Source organism: Streptomyces sp. NPDC040545 (genome assembly GCF_055595065.1).
Genome location: NZ_JBVIWA010000040.1, coordinates 1 through 22,708, shown reverse-complemented (window position 1 = coordinate 22,708; position 22,708 = coordinate 1). Strand labels below are relative to the sequence as shown.

24 protein-coding genes and 1 pseudogene are annotated in these 22,708 nt (G+C 72.0%); 11 read left to right on the top strand and 14 right to left on the bottom strand.

The window, feature by feature from the left end:
- Window positions 1-225 (top strand): hypothetical protein (locus ACZ573_RS37845; protein ID WP_471313334.1); only part of this gene is annotated, 225 nt, incomplete at its 5' end.
- 170 nt (window positions 226-395) lie between these two features.
- On the opposite strand, the gene ACZ573_RS37840 is transcribed toward ACZ573_RS37845, so the two are convergent.
- On the bottom strand, window positions 396-1,037 hold the full coding sequence (locus ACZ573_RS37840) for a DNA-3-methyladenine glycosylase (protein WP_471313332.1): 642 nt from the start codon (window positions 1,035-1,037) through the stop codon (window positions 396-398).
- A gap of 109 nt (window positions 1,038-1,146) precedes the next feature.
- On the opposite strand from ACZ573_RS37840, the gene ACZ573_RS37835 reads away from it, so the two are divergent.
- From ACZ573_RS37835 to ACZ573_RS37825, 3 genes are all read left to right on the top strand, one after another.
- Entirely contained in the window at window positions 1,147-1,929 is a 783-nt protein-coding gene (locus ACZ573_RS37835) for a sporulation protein (RefSeq protein ID WP_301372007.1), read from the top strand.
- Window positions 1,930-1,993: 64 nt separating this feature from the next.
- A complete protein-coding gene (locus ACZ573_RS37830; protein ID WP_471313329.1) occupies window positions 1,994-2,530 on the top strand; it encodes a YbhB/YbcL family Raf kinase inhibitor-like protein in 537 nt (178 codons plus the stop codon).
- A gap of 149 nt (window positions 2,531-2,679) precedes the next feature.
- Window positions 2,680-3,183 carry an HNH endonuclease gene (locus tag ACZ573_RS37825; protein WP_301372004.1) on the top strand — a complete coding sequence of 168 codons (504 nt, stop codon included), beginning with the start codon at window positions 2,680-2,682 and terminating at the stop codon, window positions 3,181-3,183.
- 60 nt (window positions 3,184-3,243) lie between these two features.
- Here the strand turns inward: ACZ573_RS37825 and ACZ573_RS37820 are convergent, their stop codons facing one another.
- The 4 genes from ACZ573_RS37820 to ACZ573_RS37805 all read right to left on the bottom strand — a co-directional run bounded on the left by ACZ573_RS37820 (window position 3,244) and on the right by ACZ573_RS37805 (window position 6,478).
- Complete coding sequence (locus tag ACZ573_RS37820; protein ID WP_301372003.1) at window positions 3,244-4,014, bottom strand: sulfite exporter TauE/SafE family protein; 771 nt, start codon at window positions 4,012-4,014, stop codon at window positions 3,244-3,246.
- A gap of 90 nt (window positions 4,015-4,104) precedes the next feature.
- Window positions 4,105-5,091, bottom strand: coding sequence for an SPFH domain-containing protein (locus ACZ573_RS37815; protein ID WP_314249236.1), 987 nt, complete (start codon window positions 5,089-5,091; stop codon window positions 4,105-4,107).
- Window positions 5,092-5,175: 84 nt separating this feature from the next.
- A complete protein-coding gene (locus tag ACZ573_RS37810; protein WP_471313326.1) occupies window positions 5,176-5,604 on the bottom strand; it encodes an NfeD family protein in 429 nt (142 codons plus the stop codon).
- A gap of 79 nt (window positions 5,605-5,683) precedes the next feature.
- Window positions 5,684-6,478, bottom strand: a complete 795-nt coding sequence (locus ACZ573_RS37805) for an ABC transporter ATP-binding protein (RefSeq protein ID WP_030720092.1) — start codon at window positions 6,476-6,478, stop codon at window positions 5,684-5,686.
- 133 nt (window positions 6,479-6,611) lie between these two features.
- Here ACZ573_RS37805 and ACZ573_RS37800 point away from each other — a divergent pair, with 133 nt between their 5' ends.
- Window positions 6,612-7,394, top strand: a complete 783-nt coding sequence (locus ACZ573_RS37800; protein ID WP_471313324.1) for a hypothetical protein — start codon at window positions 6,612-6,614, stop codon at window positions 7,392-7,394.
- 215 nt (window positions 7,395-7,609) lie between these two features.
- On the opposite strand, the gene ACZ573_RS37795 is transcribed toward ACZ573_RS37800, so the two are convergent.
- From ACZ573_RS37795 to ACZ573_RS37785, 3 genes are all read right to left on the bottom strand, one after another.
- Window positions 7,610-7,855 carry a chaplin family protein gene (locus tag ACZ573_RS37795; RefSeq protein ID WP_471313336.1) on the bottom strand — a complete coding sequence of 82 codons (246 nt, stop codon included), beginning with the start codon at window positions 7,853-7,855 and terminating at the stop codon, window positions 7,610-7,612.
- A 149-nt stretch (window positions 7,856-8,004) separates the two neighbouring features.
- The gene (locus ACZ573_RS37790) at window positions 8,005-8,670 is read right to left on the bottom strand and encodes a response regulator (RefSeq protein WP_471313322.1); all 666 of its coding nucleotides are present in this window, start codon (window positions 8,668-8,670) and stop codon (window positions 8,005-8,007) included.
- Window positions 8,663-9,811, bottom strand: coding sequence for a GAF domain-containing sensor histidine kinase (locus ACZ573_RS37785; protein ID WP_471313320.1), 1,149 nt, complete (start codon window positions 9,809-9,811; stop codon window positions 8,663-8,665). The genes ACZ573_RS37790 and ACZ573_RS37785 overlap by 8 nt, the downstream gene beginning before the upstream one ends.
- A 157-nt stretch (window positions 9,812-9,968) precedes the next feature.
- Between ACZ573_RS37785 and ACZ573_RS37780 the strand changes: the two genes are divergently transcribed.
- The 3 genes and pseudogenes from ACZ573_RS37780 (at window position 9,969) to ACZ573_RS37770 (ending at window position 12,869) form a co-directional block, all read left to right on the top strand.
- Window positions 9,969-10,784 (top strand): SDR family NAD(P)-dependent oxidoreductase, encoded by an 816-nt coding sequence (locus ACZ573_RS37780; protein WP_471313317.1) that lies wholly within the window; start codon window positions 9,969-9,971, stop codon window positions 10,782-10,784.
- 59 nt (window positions 10,785-10,843) lie between these two features.
- Window positions 10,844-11,906: pseudogene (locus tag ACZ573_RS37775) on the top strand (S-adenosylmethionine:tRNA ribosyltransferase-isomerase).
- Window positions 11,907-12,188: 282 nt separating this feature from the next.
- Window positions 12,189-12,869 carry a transglycosylase SLT domain-containing protein gene (locus ACZ573_RS37770; RefSeq protein ID WP_471313315.1) on the top strand — a complete coding sequence of 227 codons (681 nt, stop codon included), beginning with the start codon at window positions 12,189-12,191 and terminating at the stop codon, window positions 12,867-12,869.
- A gap of 119 nt (window positions 12,870-12,988) precedes the next feature.
- On the opposite strand, the gene ACZ573_RS37765 is transcribed toward ACZ573_RS37770, so the two are convergent.
- Entirely contained in the window at window positions 12,989-15,529 is a 2,541-nt protein-coding gene (locus ACZ573_RS37765) for an ABC transporter ATP-binding protein/permease (protein ID WP_471313313.1), read from the bottom strand.
- Between the two features lie 232 nt (window positions 15,530-15,761).
- Here ACZ573_RS37765 and ACZ573_RS37760 point away from each other — a divergent pair, with 232 nt between their 5' ends.
- Both ACZ573_RS37760 and serB read left to right on the top strand, forming a co-directional pair.
- Window positions 15,762-17,327 (top strand): streptophobe family protein, encoded by a 1,566-nt coding sequence (locus ACZ573_RS37760; RefSeq protein WP_471313310.1) that lies wholly within the window; start codon window positions 15,762-15,764, stop codon window positions 17,325-17,327.
- Between the two features lie 183 nt (window positions 17,328-17,510).
- On the top strand, window positions 17,511-18,710 hold the full coding sequence (serB, locus tag ACZ573_RS37755; protein ID WP_471313308.1) for a phosphoserine phosphatase SerB: 1,200 nt from the start codon (window positions 17,511-17,513) through the stop codon (window positions 18,708-18,710).
- A gap of 93 nt (window positions 18,711-18,803) precedes the next feature.
- Here serB and ACZ573_RS37750 read toward each other — a convergent pair whose 3' ends face one another.
- From ACZ573_RS37750 to ACZ573_RS37735, 4 genes are all read right to left on the bottom strand, one after another.
- Window positions 18,804-19,325, bottom strand: a complete 522-nt coding sequence (locus ACZ573_RS37750; RefSeq protein ID WP_030720119.1) for a SixA phosphatase family protein — start codon at window positions 19,323-19,325, stop codon at window positions 18,804-18,806.
- A 79-nt stretch (window positions 19,326-19,404) separates the two neighbouring features.
- Window positions 19,405-19,635 (bottom strand): hypothetical protein, encoded by a 231-nt coding sequence (locus tag ACZ573_RS37745; protein WP_471313306.1) that lies wholly within the window; start codon window positions 19,633-19,635, stop codon window positions 19,405-19,407.
- A gap of 138 nt (window positions 19,636-19,773) precedes the next feature.
- Window positions 19,774-19,893 carry an SGM_5486 family transporter-associated protein gene (locus ACZ573_RS37740; RefSeq protein ID WP_252309064.1) on the bottom strand — a complete coding sequence of 40 codons (120 nt, stop codon included), beginning with the start codon at window positions 19,891-19,893 and terminating at the stop codon, window positions 19,774-19,776.
- 5 nt (window positions 19,894-19,898) lie between these two features.
- Window positions 19,899-21,266 carry a CynX/NimT family MFS transporter gene (locus ACZ573_RS37735; RefSeq protein ID WP_471313304.1) on the bottom strand — a complete coding sequence of 456 codons (1,368 nt, stop codon included), beginning with the start codon at window positions 21,264-21,266 and terminating at the stop codon, window positions 19,899-19,901.
- A gap of 79 nt (window positions 21,267-21,345) precedes the next feature.
- Between ACZ573_RS37735 and ACZ573_RS37730 the strand changes: the two genes are divergently transcribed.
- Window positions 21,346-22,050 carry a FadR/GntR family transcriptional regulator gene (locus tag ACZ573_RS37730; protein WP_301371985.1) on the top strand — a complete coding sequence of 235 codons (705 nt, stop codon included), beginning with the start codon at window positions 21,346-21,348 and terminating at the stop codon, window positions 22,048-22,050.
- On the opposite strand, the gene ACZ573_RS37725 is transcribed toward ACZ573_RS37730, so the two are convergent.
- Window positions 22,031-22,432 carry a hypothetical protein gene (locus tag ACZ573_RS37725; RefSeq protein WP_471313301.1) on the bottom strand — a complete coding sequence of 134 codons (402 nt, stop codon included), beginning with the start codon at window positions 22,430-22,432 and terminating at the stop codon, window positions 22,031-22,033. The two genes, ACZ573_RS37730 and ACZ573_RS37725, sit on opposite strands and share 20 nt — an antisense overlap.
- Window positions 22,433-22,708: the final 276 nt, after the last annotated feature.

The window sequence follows — 22,708 nt, the reverse complement described above, 5'->3', positions numbered from 1 at the left end:
CCGAAGTGGACGGGGTATCAACTTCTGGCGTTGATTTTTGGCACGCTGTTGAGTTCTCAAGGAACGGACGCTTCCTTTGTACTCACCCTCGCGGGCTTTCCTCCGGGCTTTCGTTCTGTTCTTGCGTTTCCAACTCTACCAGATCATTTCCGCGCCGTTTCCGGCGGTGGATTTGAATTCGGTGACCGTTGGGGGTCTTTGCCTTTCGGCGTTCCACCACTTTAGCGCTTATCCCTTGCGGCTCATAATCGAGCCACTGGCCAGGAATTCGGGCATGCCGAATAGGACCCCGCCAGGGGTAAGTCGTAGGTGTTGGGTTGGCCGCTCCGGGTCGCTGCCGACAGCAGTGCCCGTTCAAGCGGCTCGGGCTACGTTAGGCGTCCGGCAGGGCCGAGTCAAGTTGAGCGGCGGCGCGGTGCATGGGCGCGGTACGGGCTCACCGTCGGGTCGTGGGTGATCCAGAAGCGGTACGGGTGAGCCGCGCCGGCTCCGCCCACTCCCGTGCGCGGGCCGCTGCTCATCAGGTCCGCCGAGGTCGGGGTGCCCGTGAGGAGGGACAAGGGGGAATCGGGCCCCGCGCAGAGGTCGGTGCCGTCCAGGGAGCGGTCCACGTCCAGGGCCGTGGCCAGACGGGCCGGGCCTTTGGCCAGTTCTCTCGGGCTTCTGGCCGAAACTCGACGTTTGGCGGCCAGCTCGGCACCCACCGTGACCTCGCCCGCGCGCAGCAGCACCCCGCTCGCGTGGCCCGGGGGGCCGCACACCAGGTTGAGGCTGAACCACATGCCGTAGATGAAGTAGACGTACGCGTGTCCGGGTGGACCGAACATCGACGCGTTGCGGGCGGTGCGGCCGCGGTAGGCGTGGGAGCCGGGGTCGGTCTCCCCCTCGTACGCCTCGACCTCCGTGATGCGCAGTTCGAGGGGGCCGTCCGTGGTGCGGCGGACGAGGGTGCGGCCCAGGAGGTCAGGGGCCACGCTGAGGACCGGGCGGTCGAAGAAGGACCTGGGCAGGGGCGTACGGTCAGGGCGCGCGCTCATCCGGTCGAGCGTAGTGGAACGCGTGCACGTGGAACCGGGGCCTAAGGTTCCGCGTTGGTACGGGGTAGTCGCGGCGTAGTCGCCAGATCCTTTCAAGGGGAGTTAGAGCATGGGCTTCAAGAAGCTGTTCGCGAGCCTGGGCGCCGGTGGTGCTTCGGTGGACACGATCATCACCGAGCCGAACGTCGTGCCCGGTGGAATCGTCCAGGGCGAGGTACGGATCCAGGGTGGATCCGTGGAGCAGCAGATCGAGGGGCTGTCCGTCGGGCTGCAGGCGCGGGTCGAGGTCGAGGGCGGCGACCAGGAGTACAAGCAGGACATCGTCTTCACCAAGCAGCGTCTGGGCGGTGCCTTCAAGGTGCAGCCCGGTGCGCTGCACGTGGTTCCGTTCGGGCTGGAGATCCCCTGGGAGACGCCGATCACCCACTTCGGGGGTCAGCACCTGCACGGGATGAACATCGGGGTCAGCACCGAGCTGGAGATCGCGCGCGCGGTGGACGCGGGCGACCTCGACGCGATCAACGTGCACCCGGTGCCGGCGCAGCAGGCGATCCTCGATGCCTTCCGGCAGCTCGGCTTCACGTTCCGCAGCGCGGACATGGAGCGCGGGCACATCCGTGGGACGCGCCAGTCGCTGCCCTTCTACCAGGAGATCGAGTTCCTGCCGCCCTCGCAGTACCGCGGGCTGCACCAGGTCGAGCTCACCTTCATCTCGGACGGCCGCGAGATGGATGTCGTTCTGGAGATGGACAAGAAGCCCGGTCTGTTCACCGAGGGCAGTGACACCTACCGCTGCTTCCAGGTGGGGCTGCAGTCGTACCAGAGCACGGACTGGGCGGCGTACCTGAACCAGTGGATCGCCAGCGTCGGTTCGCAGCGCAACTGGTTCTAAGCTCGCGACCGCGTCCGCACACCGCGGGCGCGGTCCGATGTCTCCCCTTTCCGGAGGTTCAGCAGTGTCAGAGCAGAGCAGGGCGCCCCTTCCGCACGACTTCCACCCCGAGGTCGCGGCCTTCACCTTGACGAGCGAGGACGTCTCCCATGGAGCCGACCTGAACGCCGCACAGGTCCTCACGGGGAAGAACGTCTCGCCCCACCTGCGCTGGGAGGGCTTTCCCGAGGGGACGAAGAGCTTCGCCGTGACCTGCTTCGACCCGGACGCGCCCACGGGCAGCGGGTTCTGGCACTGGGTGCTCTTCGACCTGCCCGTTTCGGTGACGGAGCTGCCGGCCGGGGCGGGCACCGGAGACTTCGCGGGCCTGCCGGAGGGGGCTGTGCACGCGCGGAACGACTACGGCACGAGGGACTTCGGCGGTGCGGCCCCGCCGCGCGGCGAGCGGCACCGCTACGTGTTCACCGTGTACGCGGTGGACCGGGAGCAGCTCGGCCCGGACGAGGACTCGTCGCCGGCGGTCGTCGGATTCCATCTGCGGTTCCACGCCCTGGGGCGTGCGCAGCTCGTCGCCGAGTACGAGGCGCCCGCGGCGCGCTGATCGTTTCCCGAGCGTTCGCCCGGTCCTGGTCTAAAGAAGGCCAGGACCGGGCATTTTTATTGCGTTGTCCCGCGTGGCACGCGCGGCCAGAGTGGTTGCGGGCCCTGCCGCCAGGGTGGTCGCGGGCCTGCACACGGGAGGTGGGCGAGATGCGGGACACGCTGGTGCTGAATGCGAGCTTCGAGCCGCTGTCGACAGTGACTCTGAACCGGGCCGTGGTTCTGGTGCTCCAGGACAAGGCCGTCGTCGAACAGTCGCACCCCGAGCTGCGTGTGCGCGCGGCCACCATGGATCTTCCGATGCCCCGGGTGATCAGGCTCTGCAGGTACGTCCGGGTGCCCTTCCGAAGACATGCTCCCTGGTCGCGGAGGGGGGTGCTGGTCCGGGACCAGCACCGTTGCGCGTACTGCGGGAAGCGCGCGACGACCGTGGACCACGTACTGCCGCGGGCTCAGGGGGGTGGGGACACCTGGCTGAACACCGTGGCGTCCTGCGCCGAGGACAACCACCGCAAGGCGGCGCGTACTCCGGAGGAGGCGGGGATGCCGCTCCTTCGGAGGCCCTTCGTGCCGTCGCCGGCGGACGCGATGCTGCTGGCCCTGGGGGTGGCCGGGCGGGAGGCGCTCCCGGAGTGGCTGGAGCGTTCCGCCTAGACGGATCTCCCGCGTTCGGTGGAGACGGTCGCGCTGGGCGGCGTAGTTCTTCTACGTCGCTCAGCTGACGAGTAGTTGGACGATGGCGATGACACCGACCGTCACGATGACCGCGCGCAGGACGGTCGGCGAGAGGCGGCGGCCGACCTTGGCACCGATCTGGCCGCCGATCGTGGAGCCGACGGCGATGAGGACGACGGCCGTCCAGTCGAACTCGGCGACGAAGAGGAAGACGACGGCCGCGATGCCGTTCACCAGAGCGGCGATGACGTTCTTGACGGCGTTGATGCGCTGCAGGTCCTCGCGGAGCAGCAGGCCCATCAGGCCGAGGTAGAGCACGCCCTGGGCGGCGCCGAAGTAGCCGCCGTACGCGCTGGAGAGCAGCATGCCGCCGAGCAGGGCCGGTCCCCCGTCGGGGTGGCCGGTGTCGCCTCCGGCGGCTTCCTGGCGTCGGCGCAGCGCGGCGGCGAGCCGGGGCTGGAGGACGACGAGGACCAGGGCCAGTGCGATCAGGACGGGCACGATCGTGTCGAAGGACTCGGACGGCAGGGTGAGGAGCAGGATCGCGCCCGCGAGTCCGCCGACGAGGGACACGGAGCCGAGCCGCAGGATGCGGGCGCGCTGGCCCTGGAGCTCCTTGCGGTAGCCGATGGCGCCGCTGATCGAACCGGGCACCAGGCCGAGCGTGTTGGACACGTTGGCGGTGACCGGGGGCAGGCCGGTGGCGAGCAGCACCGGGAAGGTGATCAGGGTGCCGGAGCCGACGATGGTGTTGATCGTGCCCGCGCCGATGCCGGCGGCGAAGACAGCGAGTGATTCCCAGATGGACATGGACGGTGCCATCCCCTTTGCATGAGTGGGTCGCCTCCCCGCCATGAAGGTCGAGGGGCCTCACCGATCATGCATGAAGGGGATGGCGGGTCAGTCGATGGGGGGCTGTTCGCGGCGGTCCGCGCCGTCCTTGTCCCGCGCGGCCGGGATGCCGCCGCCGTCCTTGCCCGTGTTCTGCGGGTTGAAGCCCGAACCGCCGCCCATGGGGCCGAAGTTGCCCATGGCGCCGGAGAGGCCCTTGAGGGCGTCGCCGATCTCGCTCGGCACGATCCAGAGCTTGTTGGCGTCGCCCTCTGCGATCTTCGGGAGCATCTGGAGGTACTGGTAGGCGAGGAGCTTCTGGTCGGCATCGCCGGCGTGGATGGACTCGAAGACCGTGCGGATGGCCTGTGCCTCGCCCTCGGCGCGCAGTGCGGCGGCCTTGGCGTCACCTTCGGCGCGCAGGATGGAGGACTGCTTCTCACCCTCGGCGCGCAGGATCTCGGACTGCCGGACACCTTCGGCCTGGAGGATCGCGGCGCGCTTGTCACGGTCCGCGCGCATCTGCTTCTCCATCGAGTCCTGGATGGAGGTCGGCGGCTCGATGGCCTTGAGCTCGACGCGGTTGACGCGGATGCCCCACTTGCCGGTGGCCTCGTCGAGGACTCCGCGCAGGGCCGCGTTGATCTCCTCGCGGGAGGTGAGGGTCCGCTCCAGGTCCATACCGCCGATGATGTTGCGGAGCGTGGTGACGGTGAGCTGCTCGATGGCCTGGATGTAGCTGGCCACCTCGTAGGTCGCGGCCCGTGCGTCGGTCACCTGGTAGTAGATGACGGTGTCGATGTTGACGACCAGGTTGTCCTGGGTGATGACGGGCTGCGGCGGGAACGGAACGACCTGCTCGCGGAGGTCGATCCGGTTGCGGATCGAGTCGATGAACGGGACGACGATGTTGAGGCCCGCGTTGAGGGTGCGGGTGTAGCGGCCGAACCGCTCGACGATGGCGGCGCTGGCCTGCGGGATCACCTGGATCGTCTTGACCAGTGCGATGAAGACCAGAACCACCAGAATGATCAGGACGATGATGATCGGTTGCATGCGGTTCCCCGTGCCCTTCCGGCTGTCTGTGCTGCCCCGTTGATCGGAGTCTCTCAGACCCTGGGGCCGCGAGCAGGCTGGTTGTCACATGACGACGGCGGTCGCCCCGTCGATCTCCACCACGTCGACGGACTGTCCGGGTTCGAAGCTGGTGTCCGCGTCGAGGGTGCGCGCGGACCAGACCTCGCCCGCGAGCTTGATGCGGCCGCCGCTGCCGTCGACCCGTTCCAGGACGACGGCGGATCTGCCCCTCAACGCGTCGATGCCGCTGAGGTGTCGGGGGCGCTGGGTGCCGTGCCGGTTGGCGATGGGGCGTACGACGGCGATGAGCGCGACCGACACGATCACGAAGACCAGGACCTGCGCCACCACTCCCCCGCCGACGGCAGCCGTGACGGCGGCCGCGACCGCGCCGACCGCGAACATGCCGAACTCCGGCATGGCGGTCAGGACGAGGGGGATGCCCAGTCCGACCGCGCCGATGAGCCACCACACCCACGCGTCGATGTCCACATGGTCATGGTAGGTCGGGTGGGCGCGGTCGGGACAGGGTGCGAAGACCCGTAACAGATGTGAGGACGGGCCCGGGAGCCTAGCCGAGCGGGAGGCCCTGGGCGGTCCAGCGGTCGGTCCCGTTGCGCTCGACGACCAGCGGGAGGCCGAAGCAGAGGGAGAGGTTGCGGGAGGTCAGTTCGAGGTCGATCGGGCCCGCGGTGACGACCTTGCCCTGACGGATCATCAGGACGTGGGTGAAGCCGGGGGCGATCTCCTCGACGTGGTGCGTGACCATGACCATCGACGGGGCGAGCGGGTCGCGGGCCAGGCGGCCGAGGCGGCGTACGAGGTCCTCGCGGCCGCCGAGGTCCAGACCGGCGGCGGGCTCGTCGAGGAGGAGCAGCTCGGGGTCGGTCATCAGGGCGCGGGCGATCAGCGTGCGCTTGCGCTCGCCCTCGGAGAGGGTGCCGAACTTACGGTCGAGGTATTCGGTCATGCCGAGGCGGTCGAGGAAGGCGCGGGCGCGCTGCTCGTCGACGTCCTCGTACTCCTCCTGCCAGGTCGCCGTCATGCCGTAGGCGGCGGTGAGGACGGTCTGCAGGACGGTCTGCCGCTTGGGCAGCTTGTCGGCCATCGCGATGCCGGCGACACCGATGCGGGGGCGCAGCTCGAAGACGTCCACCTTGCCGAGGGTGCTGCCGAGGATGGTGGCGCTGCCCTTGGTGGGGAAGAGGTAGCTGGAGGCGAGGTTCAGCAGTGTGGTCTTGCCGGCGCCGTTGGGGCCGAGGATCACCCAGCGCTCGCCCTCCTTCACCGACCAGGAGACCTGGTCCACCAGAGCCCGGCCCTCGCGGACCACGGATACGTCCACCAGCTCCAGAACATCGCTCATGAGCGTGTTGTCACCCCTTGCAGTCACGGTTCTCTGTGCGCCGGTAGACGCAGCCCCAGGGGAAAACCTACGCCACTCGGCGAGGGGTCCGGGGCCGGGGCCCGGTGCCGGGGCCGATCCGTAAAGTAGGGGGATGCTTTTCGAACCACGTTCAGGGCGCTTGGCCGCCTGGGGGAACGCACTGCTGGCCGGTCTGGTCTCGCCCGACGAGGCCGTGTTGTCGATCGTGGGCGAGGACGCCGTGCACCGGGTGGAGGGGCTGCCGGGTGAGACGGGCCCCATCGGGCTCACCCTGGCGCTCGGCCGGCTGCGGGCCCTGGGGGTGACGGGGCTGCGGGTGGCGCTGCCCGCGCCGGGGCATCCGCTGGGGCTGAGCGGGCCGCCGGAGTTCAATGCGCGGGCGCTGGAGGCGGAGGAGGCGGTCGTCGCGGTGGGCGCGGCGCTGGGCCTGGTGCCGGAGGTGTCCGAGGTCGGGCCGGCCGGGGACGTGCACGTGTCGGTGACCTGGCACGTGCTGCCGGTACGGGAGGCTCCGCCGGCGGACGTGCCCTCGCTGAGCGAGGCGGAGCGGGAGCTGGCGGAGGCGCTGCGCGAGGCGACCGAGGCGCTGACCCGGCTGGACGTGGCCGGGTCCGGGCCGGTCGCGGAGGCCGCGCTGTCGGCGTACCGGGCGCGGGCGGAGGCCGGGCGGGACGCTCTGGCGCCGGGGTACCCGCCGCGGGCGGTACGGGTGCTGGCGCTGGCGCAGCGGGTGGACCTGATGGTGTCGCTGGCGTACGAGAACGGGCACGGGGGCGCGGTGGCCGCCTCGGAGATGGCGGCGCGGGCGGAGGCGCTGCGGCCGGTCGAGCGGGTCGCTCGGCGGGCGCTGGTGGCGGCGTACAACTCGGCCGTCGAGGCGCGCGAACGGGGCTGATCCCCGGGGCCGGGGTTGCGGGTGCGGCGCCGCTGCGCGGGCGGCCCCGGGCTGCGCCCGGGCTTCGTGGGGCTCCGCCGCGCGCCCCGCGCCCCGCGCTTCAACCGCCGGCGGGGCTGAAAATGGCGCCGCCGAGGCTGACGGTGGCCGCGGGAAACATGAGGGAACCCCGCTTCCCAGGGAGAGGTGGGGAAGCGGGGTCGGGGTGGGGCGGGTCAGGCGTTGACGCCGGTGTTGCCGAAGGCGCCGTTGAGCAGGCCGATCACGTTGACGGTGTTGCCGACCACGTTCACCGGGACCTGCACGGGGACCTGGACCTGGTTCCCGGAGGCCACGCCGGGCGAGTTCAGGGCCTCGCCCTCCGCCGACGCACCGCCGTGCGCCGAGGAGACACCGGCGCCGGCGGCGAGGAGGCCGCCCGCGATCATGGTGACGGCTGCGGCCTTCTTGAAGTTCTTCACGTTCTCGTCCTCCAGTACGTCTGCCGCGACCAGCCGTCGCGGCACGCCTTGGAGAACGGCCGGCCCGCGATCGGGATACGCCATGTGGGCTACATACACCCGACCGTATGAATCTCAGACCGGAACAAGACGATCCGAATTCGCTCCGATCACTCGGCGATTCCGTGCCTGACCGCCCACAATGCGGCCTGGGTCCGGTCGGAAAGGTCCAGCTTCATCAGGATGTTCGAGACGTGGGTCTTGACCGTCTTCTCGGACAGGACCAGGGCGCGGGCGATCTCGCGGTTGGAGCGGCCGTCGGCGATCAGGCCCAGGACCTCGCGTTCGCGGTCGGTCAGCGAGCCGGGCCGGCCCGTCGGGGAGCCCTGGTCGTCCTGGGAGAGCAGGGCGAGGGCCACCTCCGGCTGGAGGAGCACGTGGCCGGCGTGGACGGAGCGGATGGCTCCGGCCAGCGCGTCCGGGTCGATGTCCTTGTAGACGTATCCGGCCGCGCCGGCGCGCAGGGCGGGGACCACGGTCCGCTGCTCGGTGAAGCTGGTGACGATCAGCACCCGGGCCGGGTTCGCCAGCGTGCGCAGCCTGCGCAGCGCCTCGATGCCGTCGGTGCCCGGCATCTTGATGTCCATAAGGATCACGTCGGGCCCCAGCTCCTCGGCGCGGGCGATGCCCTCCTCGCCGTCGGAGGCCTCGCCGACCACCTCGATGTCCTCCTGGACCTCCAGGAAGGTGCGCAGGCCCCGCCGGACCACCTGGTGGTCGTCGACGAGCAGTACGCGGATACCGTTGCCGCCGCTCCGGCCGGTGCTGTCAGCCACCGGGGACCTCCATCTCGATCGTGGTGCCCCGACCGGGCTCCGAGTGCACGGTGAGCCGGCCGCCGACGCCGCTCGCGCGGTCCCGCATGGAGACCAGGCCCAGATGACGGCCCGCCCGGCGGACGGTCCGGGGGTCGAAGCCCTTGCCGGTGTCGAGGACCTTGAGGACCGCGCCCCCGGCGGGCGTCCGGGCCAGGGTGACCTCGACGCGGTCGCCGGCCGAGTGGCGCAGGGCGTTGTGCAGGGCCTCCTGGGCGACGCGGAGCAGGGCTTCCTCCTGGGTCGCGGGCAGGGCCCGTACGCCGTCACAGGTGAAGGTGACGTGCGCGGTGTGGGCGCGGTCGAGGACCTGGACGTGCGTACGGAGGGTGGCGACGAGTCCGTCCTCGTCCAGCGCGGCCGGGCGCAGCTCGGTCACGGCGGCGCGCAGTTCGTCGGCGGCCTCCGCCGCCAGGGCGGCCACCTGCTGGAGCTCGTCCTTGGCCCGGGCCGGGTCGCGGTCGACGAGGGCGGCGGCGGCCTGGGCGGTGAGGCGGAGCGAGAAGAGCTTCTGGCTGACGGCGTCGTGGAGCTCGTGGGCGAGCCGGGAGCGCTCCTCGGCGATGGTGAGCTCGCGGCTGCGCTCGTAGAGGTGGGCGTTGGTGAGGGCGATGGCCGCGTGCTGGGCGAGGAGGGAGAGGAGTTCCTGGTCCTCGTCGGTGAAGCCGCGGGGGCCGCGTTTGTTGGCGAGGAAAAGGGCGCCCAGGGTCTCCTCGCCGTCGCGCACGGGCATGCCGAGGAAGTCGGACATCTCCGGGTGGGCGGCCGGCCAGCCCTCGAAGCGCGGGTCCTCGCGTACGTCGGCCAGGCGCTCGGGGCCTGGCTCGTGGAGCATCGCGGCGAGGATGCCGTGCTGGCGGGGCAGTGGGCCGATGCGGCGCCACTGCTCGGGGCTGATGCCGTCCACGACGAACTGGGCGAAGCCGCCGTGGTCGTCCGGGACGCCCAGAGCCGCGTACTCGGCGTCCAGGAGTTCGCGGGCGGACACGACGATCGTGCGCAGGACGTCGCGGACCTCCAGGCGGCGGCTCATGGCGAGCAGTGCGGTGCTCACGGCGGCCAGGCCGCTGGGGGGCCCGCCGTGCGGGGGGCTACCGGTCATGGGCTCACCGTACCCGCGGCCGTGACCTGCGGGATCGGGCCGTGGACGTAGGTCGAAGGGACCTGCGGGGGTGGGGCTCGTGGCCGACGCGGTGGGGGGTGGGCCGTTCCTAGGTTGGGGGCATCTGCTGATCGGGACGGAAGGCAAGGGTGCTGTCATGTCGGTGGCGATCGTGACGGGGGCGTCCAGGGGGCTCGGCCGGGCACTGGCCGGGGAGCTGTCGGCGCGGGGCTGGGACCTGGTGCTGAGCGCACGGGGTGCGGCGGCGCTGGAGGAGACCGTGGCCGGGCTGGCTCGGGCGCCGGGGGCGCGGGTGGTGGCGGTGGCCGGGGACGTGTCCTCGGCGGCGCACCGGGCGGCGCTGGTGGCGGCTGCGCGGGAGCTGGGCGGGCTGGATCTGCTGGTGAACAACGCGGGGGTGCTCGGGGCCGAGCCGTTGGTGCCGCTGGCGGAGCACGCGCTGGACGGGCTGCGGGAGGCCTTCGAGGTCAATGTGGTGGGGCCGCTGGGGCTGGTCCAGGAGGGGCTGCCGCTGTTGCTGGCGGCGCGGGCCGGAGCGGTGCTGAACATCAGCTCGGACGCGGCGGTGGTGGCGTACGCGACGTGGGGGGCGTACGGGGCGACCAAGGCGGCGGGGGACCTGATGTCGGCCGTGCTGGCGGTGGAGGAGCCGGGCCTGCGGGTGTGGTGGGCCGATCCGGGGTCGATGCGGACGCGGATGATGGCGGCGGCCGAGCCGGGCGAGGACCTGGCGGGGCTGCCGACGCCGGAGGAGGTGGCTCCGGCGCTGCTGCGGCTGGTGGAGCGGGCGCTGCCGAGCGGGCGGTACACGGCGCGGGAACTGGCGGCGGAGGCGGGCCCAGGGGCCGGCCCGGAGGCGGCCGTAGAGGCGGGCCTGGAGGCGGGCGTAGAGGCGGGCCTGGAGGCGGGCCTGGAGGCGGCCGTAGAGGCGGGCGCGGGGGGCGGGCGGTGAGCGGGCGGCGGGTTCTGCAGGAGCGGGGTCTGCATACAACGGACATACCTCCGCAATTGATGGCACGGATTCCGGCTGAGCAGCGCGGGCCGGGGCTCGGGCGGGACGCCGTGCGGCTGCTGGTGTCCCAGGGCGGCGAGCGGGTGTCGCTGTACGCCTTCCGGGAGCTGCCGGCGCTGCTGCGGGCCGGGGACGTACTGGTGGTGAACACGTCGGCCACGCTGGCGGCCGCGGTGGACGCCCGGCTGGGCGGCGAGGACCTCGTGGTGCACTTCTCGACGCGGGGCGACGACGGCCGCTGGGCGGTGGAGCTGCGCGCCCCGGACGGCGGCGGGACGACCCGGCCGCGGGCGGGGGGGCCGGCCGGGGCGGTGCTGGAGCTGCCGGGCGGGCACCGCCTCACTCTGGAGGAGCCCCTGGCGGCGGGCGCGGACCGGCTGTGGTGGGCGCGCCCCTCCCCCGCGCCGGGCGGGGTGCCGGCGCTGCTGCGGGCGTACGGGCGGCCCATCCGGTACGCGTACACGGCACGGGACCAGCCGGTCTCGGCCTATCAGACGGTGTTCGCGGTGCCGGCCGCCGACGGCTCCGGCTCGGCGGAGATGCCGAGCGCGGGCCGGCCCTTCACGGCGGAGCTGGTGGCGCGGCTGGTGAGCCGGGGGGTGCAGTTCGCGCCGCTGGTCCTGCACACGGGGGTGGCATCGCAGGAGGCGCACGAGCCCCCCCTACCCGGAGCGGTACGAGGTGTCCGCGACGACGGCGGGCCTGGTGAACGCCGCGCGGGCCGCCGGAGGGAGGGTCATCGCGGTGGGGACCACGGCGGTACGGGCCCTGGAGTCGGCCGCGGACGCGCGGGGGCGGGTGCGCCCGGCCGCCGGGTGGACCGACCTGGTGGTGACTCCGGAGCGCGGGGTGCGGGTGGTGGACGGGCTGCTGACCGGGCTGCACGAGCCCGAGGCGTCCCATCTGCTGATGCTGGAGGCGGTCGCGGGGCGGGCCGCCGTACGGCTCGGGTATGCCGAGGCGCTGGCCCGGCTCTGCCTCTGGCACGAGTTCGGGGACGTGCATCTGCTACTCAAGGATGAGAACCGTGACCATATGAATTGCTCCAGCAACGCACAGTGAAATCGTTACGTGCCCGATGTGACCCCGCACATAGGACCCACATCACTTACGAAGCTGCCTAGTGGACGGGTAAAGACCCTGTCAGTGCTGCCCCACCTAGCGCCGAGGCCCGAATTCGGGCCTCGGCGTCCGTGCGTGATCCACTAAGCGGCATCGTACGTCACACCTTTGCCACAGGATTTTGCCGCCGCTAAGAATTGCTCCCGTCGCACAGCACCGCGGATCCCCGGATCCACAAAGCGCCTTCCTGCGACTCCCGCTATTCGAAGAGGTTGCCCCGCCATGTCTGCTTCCCGCACCCCCGGTCACAGTCGTCTGACGAAGGCACACAAGCTGTCCATCGCCGGTGTCGCCGCGCTGAGCGCCGCCGCCGTCGCCTTCTCCCTCGTACCGGCCGACGCCGCCGAGGCCGAGACGGTCACCGCCGCCCCCGTCGCCTGGACCCAGGCCGTCAACGGCGCGCAGACGAAGACGCTGCAGGGCCACCTCTCCGCACAGCAGGTCATCTCCCAGGCGAACGCCAAGGCCGCGGCCAAGATCAAGGCCGACGCCGACGCCAAGGCCAAGGCCGAGGCCGCCGCGAAGAAGGCCCGCGAGGTGAAGGCGGCCGCGAGCCGTTCCGCCGCCCGCACCCCGGTCTTCGCGAACAACCTCGACGGCTGGATCAAGGAAGCCCTCTTCATCATGAAGAAGGAGGGCATTCCGGGCACCTACGCCGGGATCCACAAGAACATCATGCGCGAGTCCAGCGGTAACCCGATGGCGATCAACAACTGGGACATCAACGCCCAGAACGGCATCCCCAGCAAGGGTCTGCTCCAGGTCATCTACCCGACCTTCAAGGCGTACCACGTCAAGGGCACCAAGTTCGACCAGTACGACCCGGTCGCCAACATCGTCGCCGCCTGCAACTACGCGGCCGACCGCTACGGCTCCATGGACAACGTCAACAGCGCCTACTAGGCCTCGGCGTACCCAAGCCCCCATGCGCCTCAGGGCGGCACCCGGACTTCCGGATGCCGCCCTGAGGCGTTTTGCCGTGCGTGCACACGGGCGGTGCGTGCGGTCGTCCCGCCCGCGTCCTACTTGCCCGCGCGCATGACCTCGGGCTCGTGGCGGCGCAGCAGACGCTGCACCGCGAAGCCGCAGGCGACGCCGATGAGCAGCAGGATGGTGATGTTCAGGCTCCACTGCCCGATCGTGGCGTCCCAGAGCGGGTCCGTGTTGGTCGGGTTCTCCGCGTCCCACGGCGGCATGAGCTTGCCGAGGTTCAGCGTGGAGCCGGCGGCGGCGATGGCCCAGCGGGACGGCATCAGCCAGGCGAACTGCTCCAGGCCCGGGGAGTCGTAGACCTGGAAGAGGATGCCGGTGAAGACGACCTGGACGATCGCGAACATGACCAGCAGCGGCATGGTCTTCTCGGCGGTCTTCACCAGCGAGGAGATCACCAGGCCGAACATCATCGAGGTGAAGCCGAGCGCGATGACCGACAGGCAGATCTCGACGGCCGGCGGCATGATCAGGCCCTCGGCGGGCAGGTCGCGCGGGAAGAAGCCGATCGCACAGATGATCACGCCCTGGACGGCCGTGATGACGCCGAGGACGATCACCTTCGACATGAGGTACGCCGACCGGTACAGGCCGGTCGCACGTTCTCGCTCGTAGATGACCCGTTCCTTGATCAGCTCACGGACCGAGTTGGCGGCGCCCGAGAAACACATGCCGACCGCGAGGATCAGCATGATCGTGCCGGCGTCGCCGTTGAAGCGGGACGGTGCGACGGGCGGCGCGAGGCCGAACTTCGCGGGGATCACCGTGGAGACCACGCCCAGGACGGCGGGCAGGAGCACCATGAGGGCCAGGAAGCCCACGTCCGACGCGATCACCGAGACGTAGCGGCGGATCAGCGTCCACAGCTGCGAGCCCCACCCCTGCGGCTTGGTCGGGCGCATCTGCTGGGCCGGGGGCATCGCGACGGACTGCGGGGCGACCGCGTCGATGTCGGCGGCGTACAGCTGGTAGTGCTGGGAGCCCTTCCAGCGGCCGGCCCAGTCGTACTCGCGGTAGTTCTCGAAGGCCGAGAACACGTCCGCCCACGTGGTGTAGCCGAAGAAGTTCAGCGCCTCGTCCGGCGGGCCGAAGTACGCGACCGAACCGCCCGGGGCCATGACCAGCAGCTTGTCGCAGATGGCCAGCTCGGCGACCGAGTGGGTGACGACGAGGACCGTGCGGCCGTCGTCGGCGAGGCCGCGCAGCAGCTGCATGACGTCGCGGTCCATGCCCGGGTCGAGGCCGGAGGTCGGCTCGTCCAGGAAGATCAGCGAGGGCTTGGTGAGCAGCTCCAGGGCCACGGACACGCGCTTGCGCTGACCACCCGAGAGCGCGGTGATCTTCTTGTCCTTGTGGATGTCGAGCTTGAGCTCGCGCAGCACCTCGTCGATGCGGGCCGCGCGCTCGGACTCGGCGGTGTCGCCCGGGAAGCGGAGCTTGGCCGCGTACTTGAGGGCGGTGCGGACCTTCAGCTCCTTGTGCAGGATGTCGTCCTGCGGGACCAGGCCGATGCGCTGGCGGAGCTCCGCGAACTGCTTGTACAGGTTGCGGTTGTCGTAGAGGACGTCGCCCTCGTTGGCCGGGCGGTAGCCGGTCAGCGCCTTGAGCAGCGTCGACTTGCCGGAGCCGGAGGGGCCGATGACGCCGATCAGCGACTTCTCCGGGACGCCGAAGGTGACGTCCCGCAGGATCTGCTTGCCGCCGTCGACCGTGACCGTGAGGTGGCGGGCCGAGAAGGAGACCTCGCCGGTGTCGACGAACTCCTCGAGGCGGTCGCCGACGATCCGGAACGTCGAGTGGCCGACGCCGACGATGTCGTTCGGGCCCAGCAGCGCGGTGCCGGACTTCGCCAGCGGCTGGCCGTTGACGTAGGTGCCGTTGTGGCTGCCGAGGTCGTGGATCTCGAAGCGGCCACCGGGCATCGAGCGGAACTCGGCGTGGTGGCGGGAGACCTGGAGGTCGGAGACCACCAGCTCGTTCTCCAGCGCACGGCCGATCCGCATGACGTGGCCCAGCGAGAGCTGGTGGAACGTCGTCGGGCTGCGGTCTCCGTAGGCCGGGGCCGCGCCCTGCGCCGGGCGGGGAGCGGCGGCGCCCTGCTGGTGCGGGAGGTGGACCTGCGGCTGCTGCGGCTGGTGCTGCGCGTGCTGCTGCTGTTCCCAGGCCTGGTGCTGGGGCTGCTGCTGCGGGGCCTGGTAGGCCGGGGCCTGCGGCTGGGCGTACGCCTGGGCCGGGGCCTGCTGCGCCTGCTGTGCCACGGCCGGCTGCGGCGCGGCGGCGCCGGCGGCGCTCAGATTCAGCCTCGGGCCGTCCGTCGCGTTGCCGAGGTGGACCGGCGTGCCGGGCACGAGCTCGGTCTGCTGGACCCTGGCCCCGTGCACGTAGGTGCCGTTGGTGCTGCCGTGGTCCTCGATGCCCCAACCCCGGCCGTTCCAGGTGATGGTGGCATGCCGCCACGACACCCGGGCATCGTCGATCACCACGTCTCCCTGGGGGTCACGCCCCAGCGAGTACGACCTGGACGGATCGAGCGTCCAGGTCCTTCCATTCAATTCCAGTACGAGTTCCGGCACTCCAGCCCCACTTAAGTCCCCCGAGAATCCCCCATGACGTCAGGGAGTCTAGGGATGGCGAACATCCGGGGGAACTATTTCAGGCCTACAGCCGTATGTGGAATCCGGGCCTTGCCGGGGCGTCTACGACTGCCCGTTGACGGGGTCGAAAGTCGCCCGGAGAGTGAGATACGGGACTTCTCGCCCGGTGGTCCCGTCGCGTACCGCTCGGTAGGCATCGGGGGTTCAGCGTATGCGCCGCATCCGTTGGGGGGACGTGCTGTTGTCCGCCGTCTCCGCCGTGGGCTGGTCCCTGATCGTGATGGCCGGGGTGGCCGGACTCGGGCTGCACCTGCTGGGCGCCGACGCCTCCGACGCCGCGGGAGGCTCGCTCGGCGCGATGACGGCCGCCACGGTGGTCCTCGCGGTCGGTGGAACCGTGACCCCCTCGGGTGACGTCTCGGTCCTCGGGGTCACCGGCGCGGGGGCCGAAACCTCCCTGGACGTCATGCCCTTGGGGGTGTCGCTGGCCGGGGCGCTGGTCCTGGCGTCGCTGTTCCTGCGATCCCTGCGGGCCGGGGCGGGCCATGGGGAGACGGCGGCCCGGGTGGTGGTCCTCGGGGCGCTGTTCGTGGCGACGGCGGGCGCTCTGGCGTGGGCCGGGCACGACGTGGTCACCCTCGACGGGACGCTGCCGCTGCCGAGGACCCCCGCGAAGGTCGGGATCCCGGGGATCGGGGACATCGGCGGGCTGCTCCCGGACCGCATCGGGGACCTGATCGATACCCGGACCCGGGTGGGGTTCTCGGTGGAGCTCGGGCCGACCCTGCTGGGCGCAGGGGTGTGGGTGCTCGGGGTACTGGCGCTCGCGCTGCTGGTCTCGCGGCGCGGGCCGGCTGCGGCGGCCCGGCTGCGCCCGGCCGCCTCGGCGGTGGTGGCGATGGTGCTGGTCGCGGTGGCGGCCGGGTGGGCCGCGGCGGTGTGGGCCGCGCTGGGCGACGACCAGCCGCGGCGGGTGCTGGGCGGGGCGCTGCTGGGGGCGCCGAACGGGAGCTGGCTGGGGGTGCTGCTGGGTCTGTCCGTGCCGGTGCGCGGCCGGGTCACGGGGGCCGGGGCCCGGCTGCTGCCCGATCCGCTGGACGATCTGCTGGCGGTGTCCGCGCGGGAGCCGGTGACGGTGGCCCGTCTCGCGGAGTACGACGAGCGGGTCTGGCTGCTGGTCGCGGGGGCGGCCCTGCTGCTGCTCTACGCGGGCGTGCTGGCGGCCGTACGGACACCCGGGCGCGGGATCCTCGGGTGCGCGGCGCGGCTGTCGGCCTGTACCGGGGTGGCCCTGGCGGTGCTGGTGCGGCTGACGGGGTTCTCGGCGGACGCCTCGCTCGCGGTTGTGGGTGTGGACGCGGCGGACGCGGGGGTGGAACTGCGGGGGGACGTGCCGTACGCGCTGCTGCTGGGTGCGCTCTGGGGGGCGGTGGCCGGGGCGGCGGGTGCGCTGCTGACCCGCCGGCGCCGGGCGGCCCTCCCCCGGTCGGCCCGCCCGCCGGGGTCCGCCCCGGGGTGGCCCACGGCCCCGTACCCCGGGGCCGGACCGTACGACGGGCCCCCGGGTGGTCCGCGGCCCGCCCGGGACGGGGAGGCGGACGGCTCCTGGGACGTGACCGTGACCGGCGTCCCGCCCTGGTCGCCCAGGTCACCGCGGGCGTCCGGGCCGTCCAGGTCGCCGGGGCCGCCCCGCAGGGAACCCTTCACCCCGCCTCCCCCGCCGGGAGGTCCGCCGCCTCCGCCCAAGCCGCCGCACCCGCCGACGCCACCGCGCTGAGGCAGCGCCGCCTCAGCGCGGAGCCGTCCTCCCCGGCCGCCCTTCCACCGTTGCGCGGGGCTCCGCCACGGACCCCGGTCCCCGAACGCCACGGGAGCAGGCGGCTCCCTCGGTCGGCGCGACCGTTCAAGACGTGGGACGGGGGTCCTGGGGCCCGGGTCGGGAAGATACGGTGAGGGCACCATGAGCGCATCGCAGACCTCCGACGTCCCCACCCTCCTCGTCAAGATCTTCGGCAAGGACCGTCCCGGGATCACCGCCGGGCTGTTCGACACCCTCGCCGCCTACTCCGTCGACGTCGTCGACATCGAGCAGGTCGTCACCCGTGGCCGCATCGTCCTGTGCGCCCTTGTCACCAAGCCCGCAGGCGGAGCCGAGGGCGACCTGCGGGCCACCGTCCACAGCTGGGCCGAATCCCTCAAGATGCAGGCCGAGATCCTCTCCGGTACCGGTGACAACCGGCCGCGCGGCAGCGGCCGCTCGCATGTCACCGTGCTCGGGCACCCGCTCACCGCCGAGTCCACGGCTGCGATCGCCGCCCGGATCACCGAGACCGGCGGCAACATCGACCGTATTTTCCGGCTCGCCAAGTACCCGGTGACGGCGGTGGAGTTCGCCGTCTCCGGCGTCGAGACGGAGCCGCTGCGCACCGCGCTGGCCACCGCCTCCGCGCACATCGGTGTGGATGTGGCCGTGGTCTCGGCCGGACTGCACCGGCGGGCCCAGCGCCTGGTCGTCATGGACGTGGACTCGACCCTCATCCAGGACGAGGTCATCGAGCTGTTCGCGGCGCACGCCGGGTGCGAGGCCGAGGTCGCCGAGGTCACCGAGCGGGCCATGCGCGGTGAGCTGGACTTCGAGCAGTCGCTGCACGCCCGGGTGGCGCTGCTCGCGGGCCTGGACGTGTCCGTCGTGGACAAGGTCCGCGCCGAGGTGCAGCTGACGCCGGGCGCGCGGACCCTGATCCGCACGCTCAAGCGGCTCGGCTACCAGGTGGGTGTGGTCTCCGGCGGTTTCACCCAGGTGACGGACGATCTGCGGGAGCGGCTGGGGCTGGACTTCGCCTCCGCCAACACCCTGGAGATCGTCGACGGGAAGCTGACGGGCAAGGTCACCGGCGAGATCGTGGACCGGGCGGGCAAGGCCCGGCTGCTGCGCCGCTTCGCCGCGGAGGCCGACGTACCGCTGTCCCAGACGGTGGCCATCGGCGACGGCGCCAACGACCTGGACATGCTGAACGCGGCCGGGCTGGGCGTGGCCTTCAACGCCAAGCCGGTGGTCCGCGAGGCCGCGCACACCGCGGTGAACGTGCCCTTCCTCGACGCGGTGCTGTACCTGCTGGGGATCACCCGCGAGGAGATCGAGGCCGCCGACCTGGCCTGAGCTGCGACTGCTGACGCGCGCTCCTGACGCGCGCGAACGGGCCCCGGCATCCTGTGCGGCTGCCGGGGCCCGTCGGTGTCCTGGGACCGCCGGTCAGAGGCCCTTGGGGGTCCAGTAATCGAGCAGGGTGCCCACGCCGTGTTCCACGGACTTCCACGATCCGGTGAAGGAGACCACGGCGAGGGCCGCGGTCGGGAAGCCCGTACGGGTCATACGCGTCAGGGTGTCGCCCTCCGCGCGCCCCGAGAGGGCGTCGGCGAGGGCGTGCATGCCGGGGTTGTGCCCGATGACGAGGAGGTCGGAGACCTCGTCGGAGGTCTCGTTGAGCAGGGCGATGAGCTCGCCCAGCGAGGCGTCGTAGAGCCTCTCCTCGTAGTGGGTCTTCGGCCGGTGCGGCATCTCCTGGACGGCGAGCTTCCAGGTCTCGCGGGTGCGGGCGGCGGTGGAGCACAGGGCCAGGTCGAAGACGATGCCGGTTTCGGCGAGCTTCAGACCGACGGCCGGCGCGTCCTTGCGGCCTCGTTCCGCGAGCGGTCGATCGTGGTCGGACACCTCGGGCCAGTCGGCCTTGGCGTGCCGGAGGAGGGCGATCCTGCGGGGTGTGTCGGCGCTCATGACTCCCAGCTTCGCACGAAACGAGCCACGGGGCGGTGGGTGTTGGGGGCTCACGCCTGGGTGAGGGGGGCGCGGGAGGTCAGCCGACGGCGCGCAGGAGCTGCTCGGCGACCTGGACGAGGCCCGAGACCTCGCCGGTGGCCGCGTGGGCCTCACCCGATCCGGCGAGGAGCAGCAGCAGGAGCCCGAAGGCGAGGGCGGGCAGGGCCAGTGCCCACCAGTGCAGCCGGGTACCGGCGACGGCGGTGGTGCGGGCCCGGGGGCGGGAGGGGCCCGGCGGGAGGGGCCTGATGTGCGTGGGGGCCGACATGGCCGCCTCCGAGGGTGTGGACCGGACTGACTCGCTGCCTACGAATCTATGGATCCGGGGCCGTGGTTCCCATCCGGGGCACACCCCACTTCACCCTGAGCCTGGCCCCCTAGGGGTGGTGGGGTTACCCCCACCCTCTCAGGGGGAGGCGATCGTGGCGATGACGGAGATGATCACGGTCACGGCGAGGAACGCGCCGAGCACGAGGCCGAGCTTCTTGCGGCCGTCCTGCGGGTTCGGTTCAAGTACGGGCGACATGCCGGTCAGTCTCCCATGCCGCATTCGTCCTCGATCGTGCGGTCCCGTCCGGCGAGGACGCCCAGGACGATCTGCGGCACGAGCAGTCCGGCCATCAGGGCGAGCGGCAGGTCCCAGCCTCCCCCAGCTGCCGCTGGGAGGTGCTCCCGGCTGTGCTGGTAGAGGGCGCCGACGAGGAGGGGGCCGGGGATGGAGATGAGGTAGCCGGTGCTCTGGGCGAAGGCGGAGAGCTTGACCACGCCGGCCGGGGACTTGGCGCGCATCCCGATGAGGGTGATGACGAGGGGGAAGGCGCAGTTGGAGATGCCGAGCAGGAGAGCCCAGGCCCAGGCTCCGGCGGCGGGGGCGAAGTAGAGGCCGAGGTAGCCGGTGAGGCCGAAGACGCCGAGGGTGACGGCGATGGCTCCCTGGTTCTTCATCCGGGCGGCGAGGCCGGGGATGACGAAGGCGAGCGGGACACCCATGACCATCGTGACGGCGAGCAGCACTCCGGCGGTGGAGGCGGAGACGCCGGCGTCGCGGAAGATCTGCGGGAGCCAGCCCATGGTGATGTACGCGCCGGTGGCCTGGAGGCCGAAGTAGCAGGCCAGGGCCCAGGCGGTACGGCTGCGGACGACGCGCGGGCCGGCCCCGGACCCGGCGGGGCCGGCGGGGCCGGCGGCGGTACCGTCCCGGTCGGCACGCCGGGAGGCGCGGGCGACGGGCAGCCAGGGCAGTACGGCGAGCAGGGCGAGCGCGGCCCAGACCAGCAGGCCGGCGCGCCAGCTGCCGCCGAGGGCGCCGGTCAGCGGGACGGTCGTGGCGGCGGCGAGCGAGGTGCCGGCGGCCAGGGACATGGAGTACAGGCCGGTCATGGTGGCGACCTTGTCCGGGAAGTAGCGCTTGACGATCACCGGGAGCAGCACGTTGGTGAGGGCTATGCCGGCCAGCGACAGGGCGCTGGCGGCGAGGAAGCCGACGGCACCGGTGGCGAAGGGGCGCATCAGCAGGCCGGTGGCGACCGCGGCCATGCCGGCGCAGACGACGGCGGCCGGGCCGAAGCGGCGGGAGAGCCGGGGCGCGGTGACGCCGAAGACGGCGAAGCAGAGGGCGGGGACGGAGGTGATCAGTCCGGCGACGGTGCCGCTCATGCCGAGACCGGTGCGGGTCTCCTCGAAGAGGGCGCCGAGGCTGGTGATGGCGGGCCGCAGGTTGAGGGCCGCCAGCACGATTCCGACGACGAGCACCGGGCCGAGCCAGGTCGGCTGCGCCGTTGCCTGCGGGGTGGCGGCCGGGGTGCGGGATGCGGCGGCGCCGGCTGCACCGGTGGCCGGCCAGGAGGGCGTGTCGCCCCCGGCGGGCCGGTCGAGCGTCTGGATTTCTTCGTCGGGCATTCAACCATCATAGAATCATGGGATGATTGGTTGTCCAATCGCTCTTGAAGTCCCGTGAAGCCGCTCCCGAGAGGAACCCATGCCGCTGACCTCGCCCCGGCGCTCCGCACTCGTCGATCAGGTGATCGCCCAGCTGCGGAACCAGATCACCTCCGGCGAGTGGCCGGTCGGTGCCCGCATCCCGACCGAGCCGGAGCTCGTCGAGCTGCTCGGGGTCGCCCGCAACACGGTGCGCGAGGCCGTGCGGGCGCTGGCGCACAACGGCCTCCTCGACATCCGGCAGGGCTCGGGGACGTACGTCATCGCCACCAGCGAGCTGGCCGGCGTGATGCACCGCCGCTTCGCCGGGGCCGAGCCGCGGCACATCGCCGAGCTGCGCTCGACGCTGGAGTCCTCGGCGGCCCGGCTGGCGGCGGAGCGGCGCACCGAGCGGGACCTCGTACAGCTGGACGCCCTGCTGGCGCGCCGTGAGGAGGCCTGGGCGGGCGGGGACGCGGAGGTCTTCGTGGCGGCGGACGTGAGTCTGCACATGGCGGTGGTGACCGCCTCGCACAACGACGTGCTGATCGAGCTGTACGCGGACCTCGGCGACCTGGTGGCCGACTGGCTGCGGGCGGACGTGGGGACCGAGCTGCACCCTTCCGCCCATCTGGACCACGCCCGCCTGATCGAGGCGATCCGGCGGGGCGACGGGGACGCGGCGGCCTCGGAGGCCGCCGGTTACCCCTTCGCCTGCCTCGGCAGGAACGCGGAGGACACCCCGCTCACGGGCGCTGGTGGCTGACCCAGGCCGAGCGGACCTCTTTCCAGCAGCGGCCGAGGAGCTCGGTCCGGCCGGCCGGGCCGACGGCCACGGCGACGCCGTCACCGTCCACGTCCCACCAGCGGTCGCACTCGACGTGCAGCCGTACGAGGTCGGTCTCCGGGTAGGCGTTGTGGCAGTACGCCGACACCTGCGAGCCGTGGATGACGGTGTCGCAGTCCGCACCGAAGAGCTCGCCCCCGGCGGGCCGTGCGGGCTGCGCGGGGGGTTCGGCGGGGATGTCGGCCAGCTCCACCACGGCAGGGGCCACCGCCTCGGGGCCGGGTGCGGGCTCCTCCCCCACGGGCTGCGCGGCGGCTCCGGGGACCAGGAGGCCGGTCAGGATCACGGACGTGACCAGCACGGATACAGATCGGCTCGGTCTCGCGCGCACTCCTACCTCCTCCCCGCAGGAGCCGAGACGATCCCGGCTCGGTCAGTTTGCAGGCATCTGTCCTGGTTTTCGACTCGGGAAGATCCGGTCGGCCGGTGAACATGCGATCGAACGCACCCCCGCGCAACGCGAAACGGCGGCGGGGGGGGGGAGGAGGGGGGGGGGGGGGGGGGGGGGGTGGGGGGGGGGGGGGGGGGGAGGGGGGGGGGGGGGGGGGGGGGGGGGGGGGGGGGGGGGGGGGGGGGT

Bases quoted from the DNA above. Each gene is read 5' to 3' on its own strand.
- ACZ573_RS37835 (WP_301372007.1), top strand. From the start codon at position 1,147: ATGGGCTTCAAGAAGCTGTTCGCGAGCCTGGGCGCCGGTGGTGCTTCG.
- ACZ573_RS37745 (WP_471313306.1), bottom strand. From the start codon at position 19,635: ATGTCGGCCCCCACGCACATCAGGCCCCTCCCGCCGGGCCCCTCCCGC.
- ACZ573_RS37735 (WP_471313304.1), bottom strand. From the start codon at position 21,266: ATGCCCGACGAAGAAATCCAGACGCTCGACCGGCCCGCCGGGGGCGAC.
- ACZ573_RS37750 (WP_030720119.1), bottom strand. From the start codon at position 19,325: ATGAGCGCCGACACACCCCGCAGGATCGCCCTCCTCCGGCACGCCAAG.
- ACZ573_RS37805 (WP_030720092.1), bottom strand. From the start codon at position 6,478: ATGAGCGATGTTCTGGAGCTGGTGGACGTATCCGTGGTCCGCGAGGGC.
- ACZ573_RS37760 (WP_471313310.1), top strand. From the start codon at position 15,762: ATGCGCCGCATCCGTTGGGGGGACGTGCTGTTGTCCGCCGTCTCCGCC.
- ACZ573_RS37740 (WP_252309064.1), bottom strand. From the start codon at position 19,893: ATGTCGCCCGTACTTGAACCGAACCCGCAGGACGGCCGCAAGAAGCTC.
- ACZ573_RS37820 (WP_301372003.1), bottom strand. From the start codon at position 4,014: ATGTCCATCTGGGAATCACTCGCTGTCTTCGCCGCCGGCATCGGCGCG.
- ACZ573_RS37825 (WP_301372004.1), top strand. From the start codon at position 2,680: ATGCGGGACACGCTGGTGCTGAATGCGAGCTTCGAGCCGCTGTCGACA.
- ACZ573_RS37785 (WP_471313320.1), bottom strand. From the start codon at position 9,811: ATGACCGGTAGCCCCCCGCACGGCGGGCCCCCCAGCGGCCTGGCCGCC.
- ACZ573_RS37770 (WP_471313315.1), top strand. From the start codon at position 12,189: ATGTCTGCTTCCCGCACCCCCGGTCACAGTCGTCTGACGAAGGCACAC.
- serB (WP_471313308.1), top strand. From the start codon at position 17,511: ATGAGCGCATCGCAGACCTCCGACGTCCCCACCCTCCTCGTCAAGATC.
- ACZ573_RS37780 (WP_471313317.1), top strand. From the start codon at position 9,969: ATGTCGGTGGCGATCGTGACGGGGGCGTCCAGGGGGCTCGGCCGGGCA.
- ACZ573_RS37730 (WP_301371985.1), top strand. From the start codon at position 21,346: ATGCCGCTGACCTCGCCCCGGCGCTCCGCACTCGTCGATCAGGTGATC.
- ACZ573_RS37840 (WP_471313332.1), bottom strand. From the start codon at position 1,037: ATGAGCGCGCGCCCTGACCGTACGCCCCTGCCCAGGTCCTTCTTCGAC.
- ACZ573_RS37800 (WP_471313324.1), top strand. From the start codon at position 6,612: ATGCTTTTCGAACCACGTTCAGGGCGCTTGGCCGCCTGGGGGAACGCA.
- ACZ573_RS37815 (WP_314249236.1), bottom strand. From the start codon at position 5,091: ATGCAACCGATCATCATCGTCCTGATCATTCTGGTGGTTCTGGTCTTC.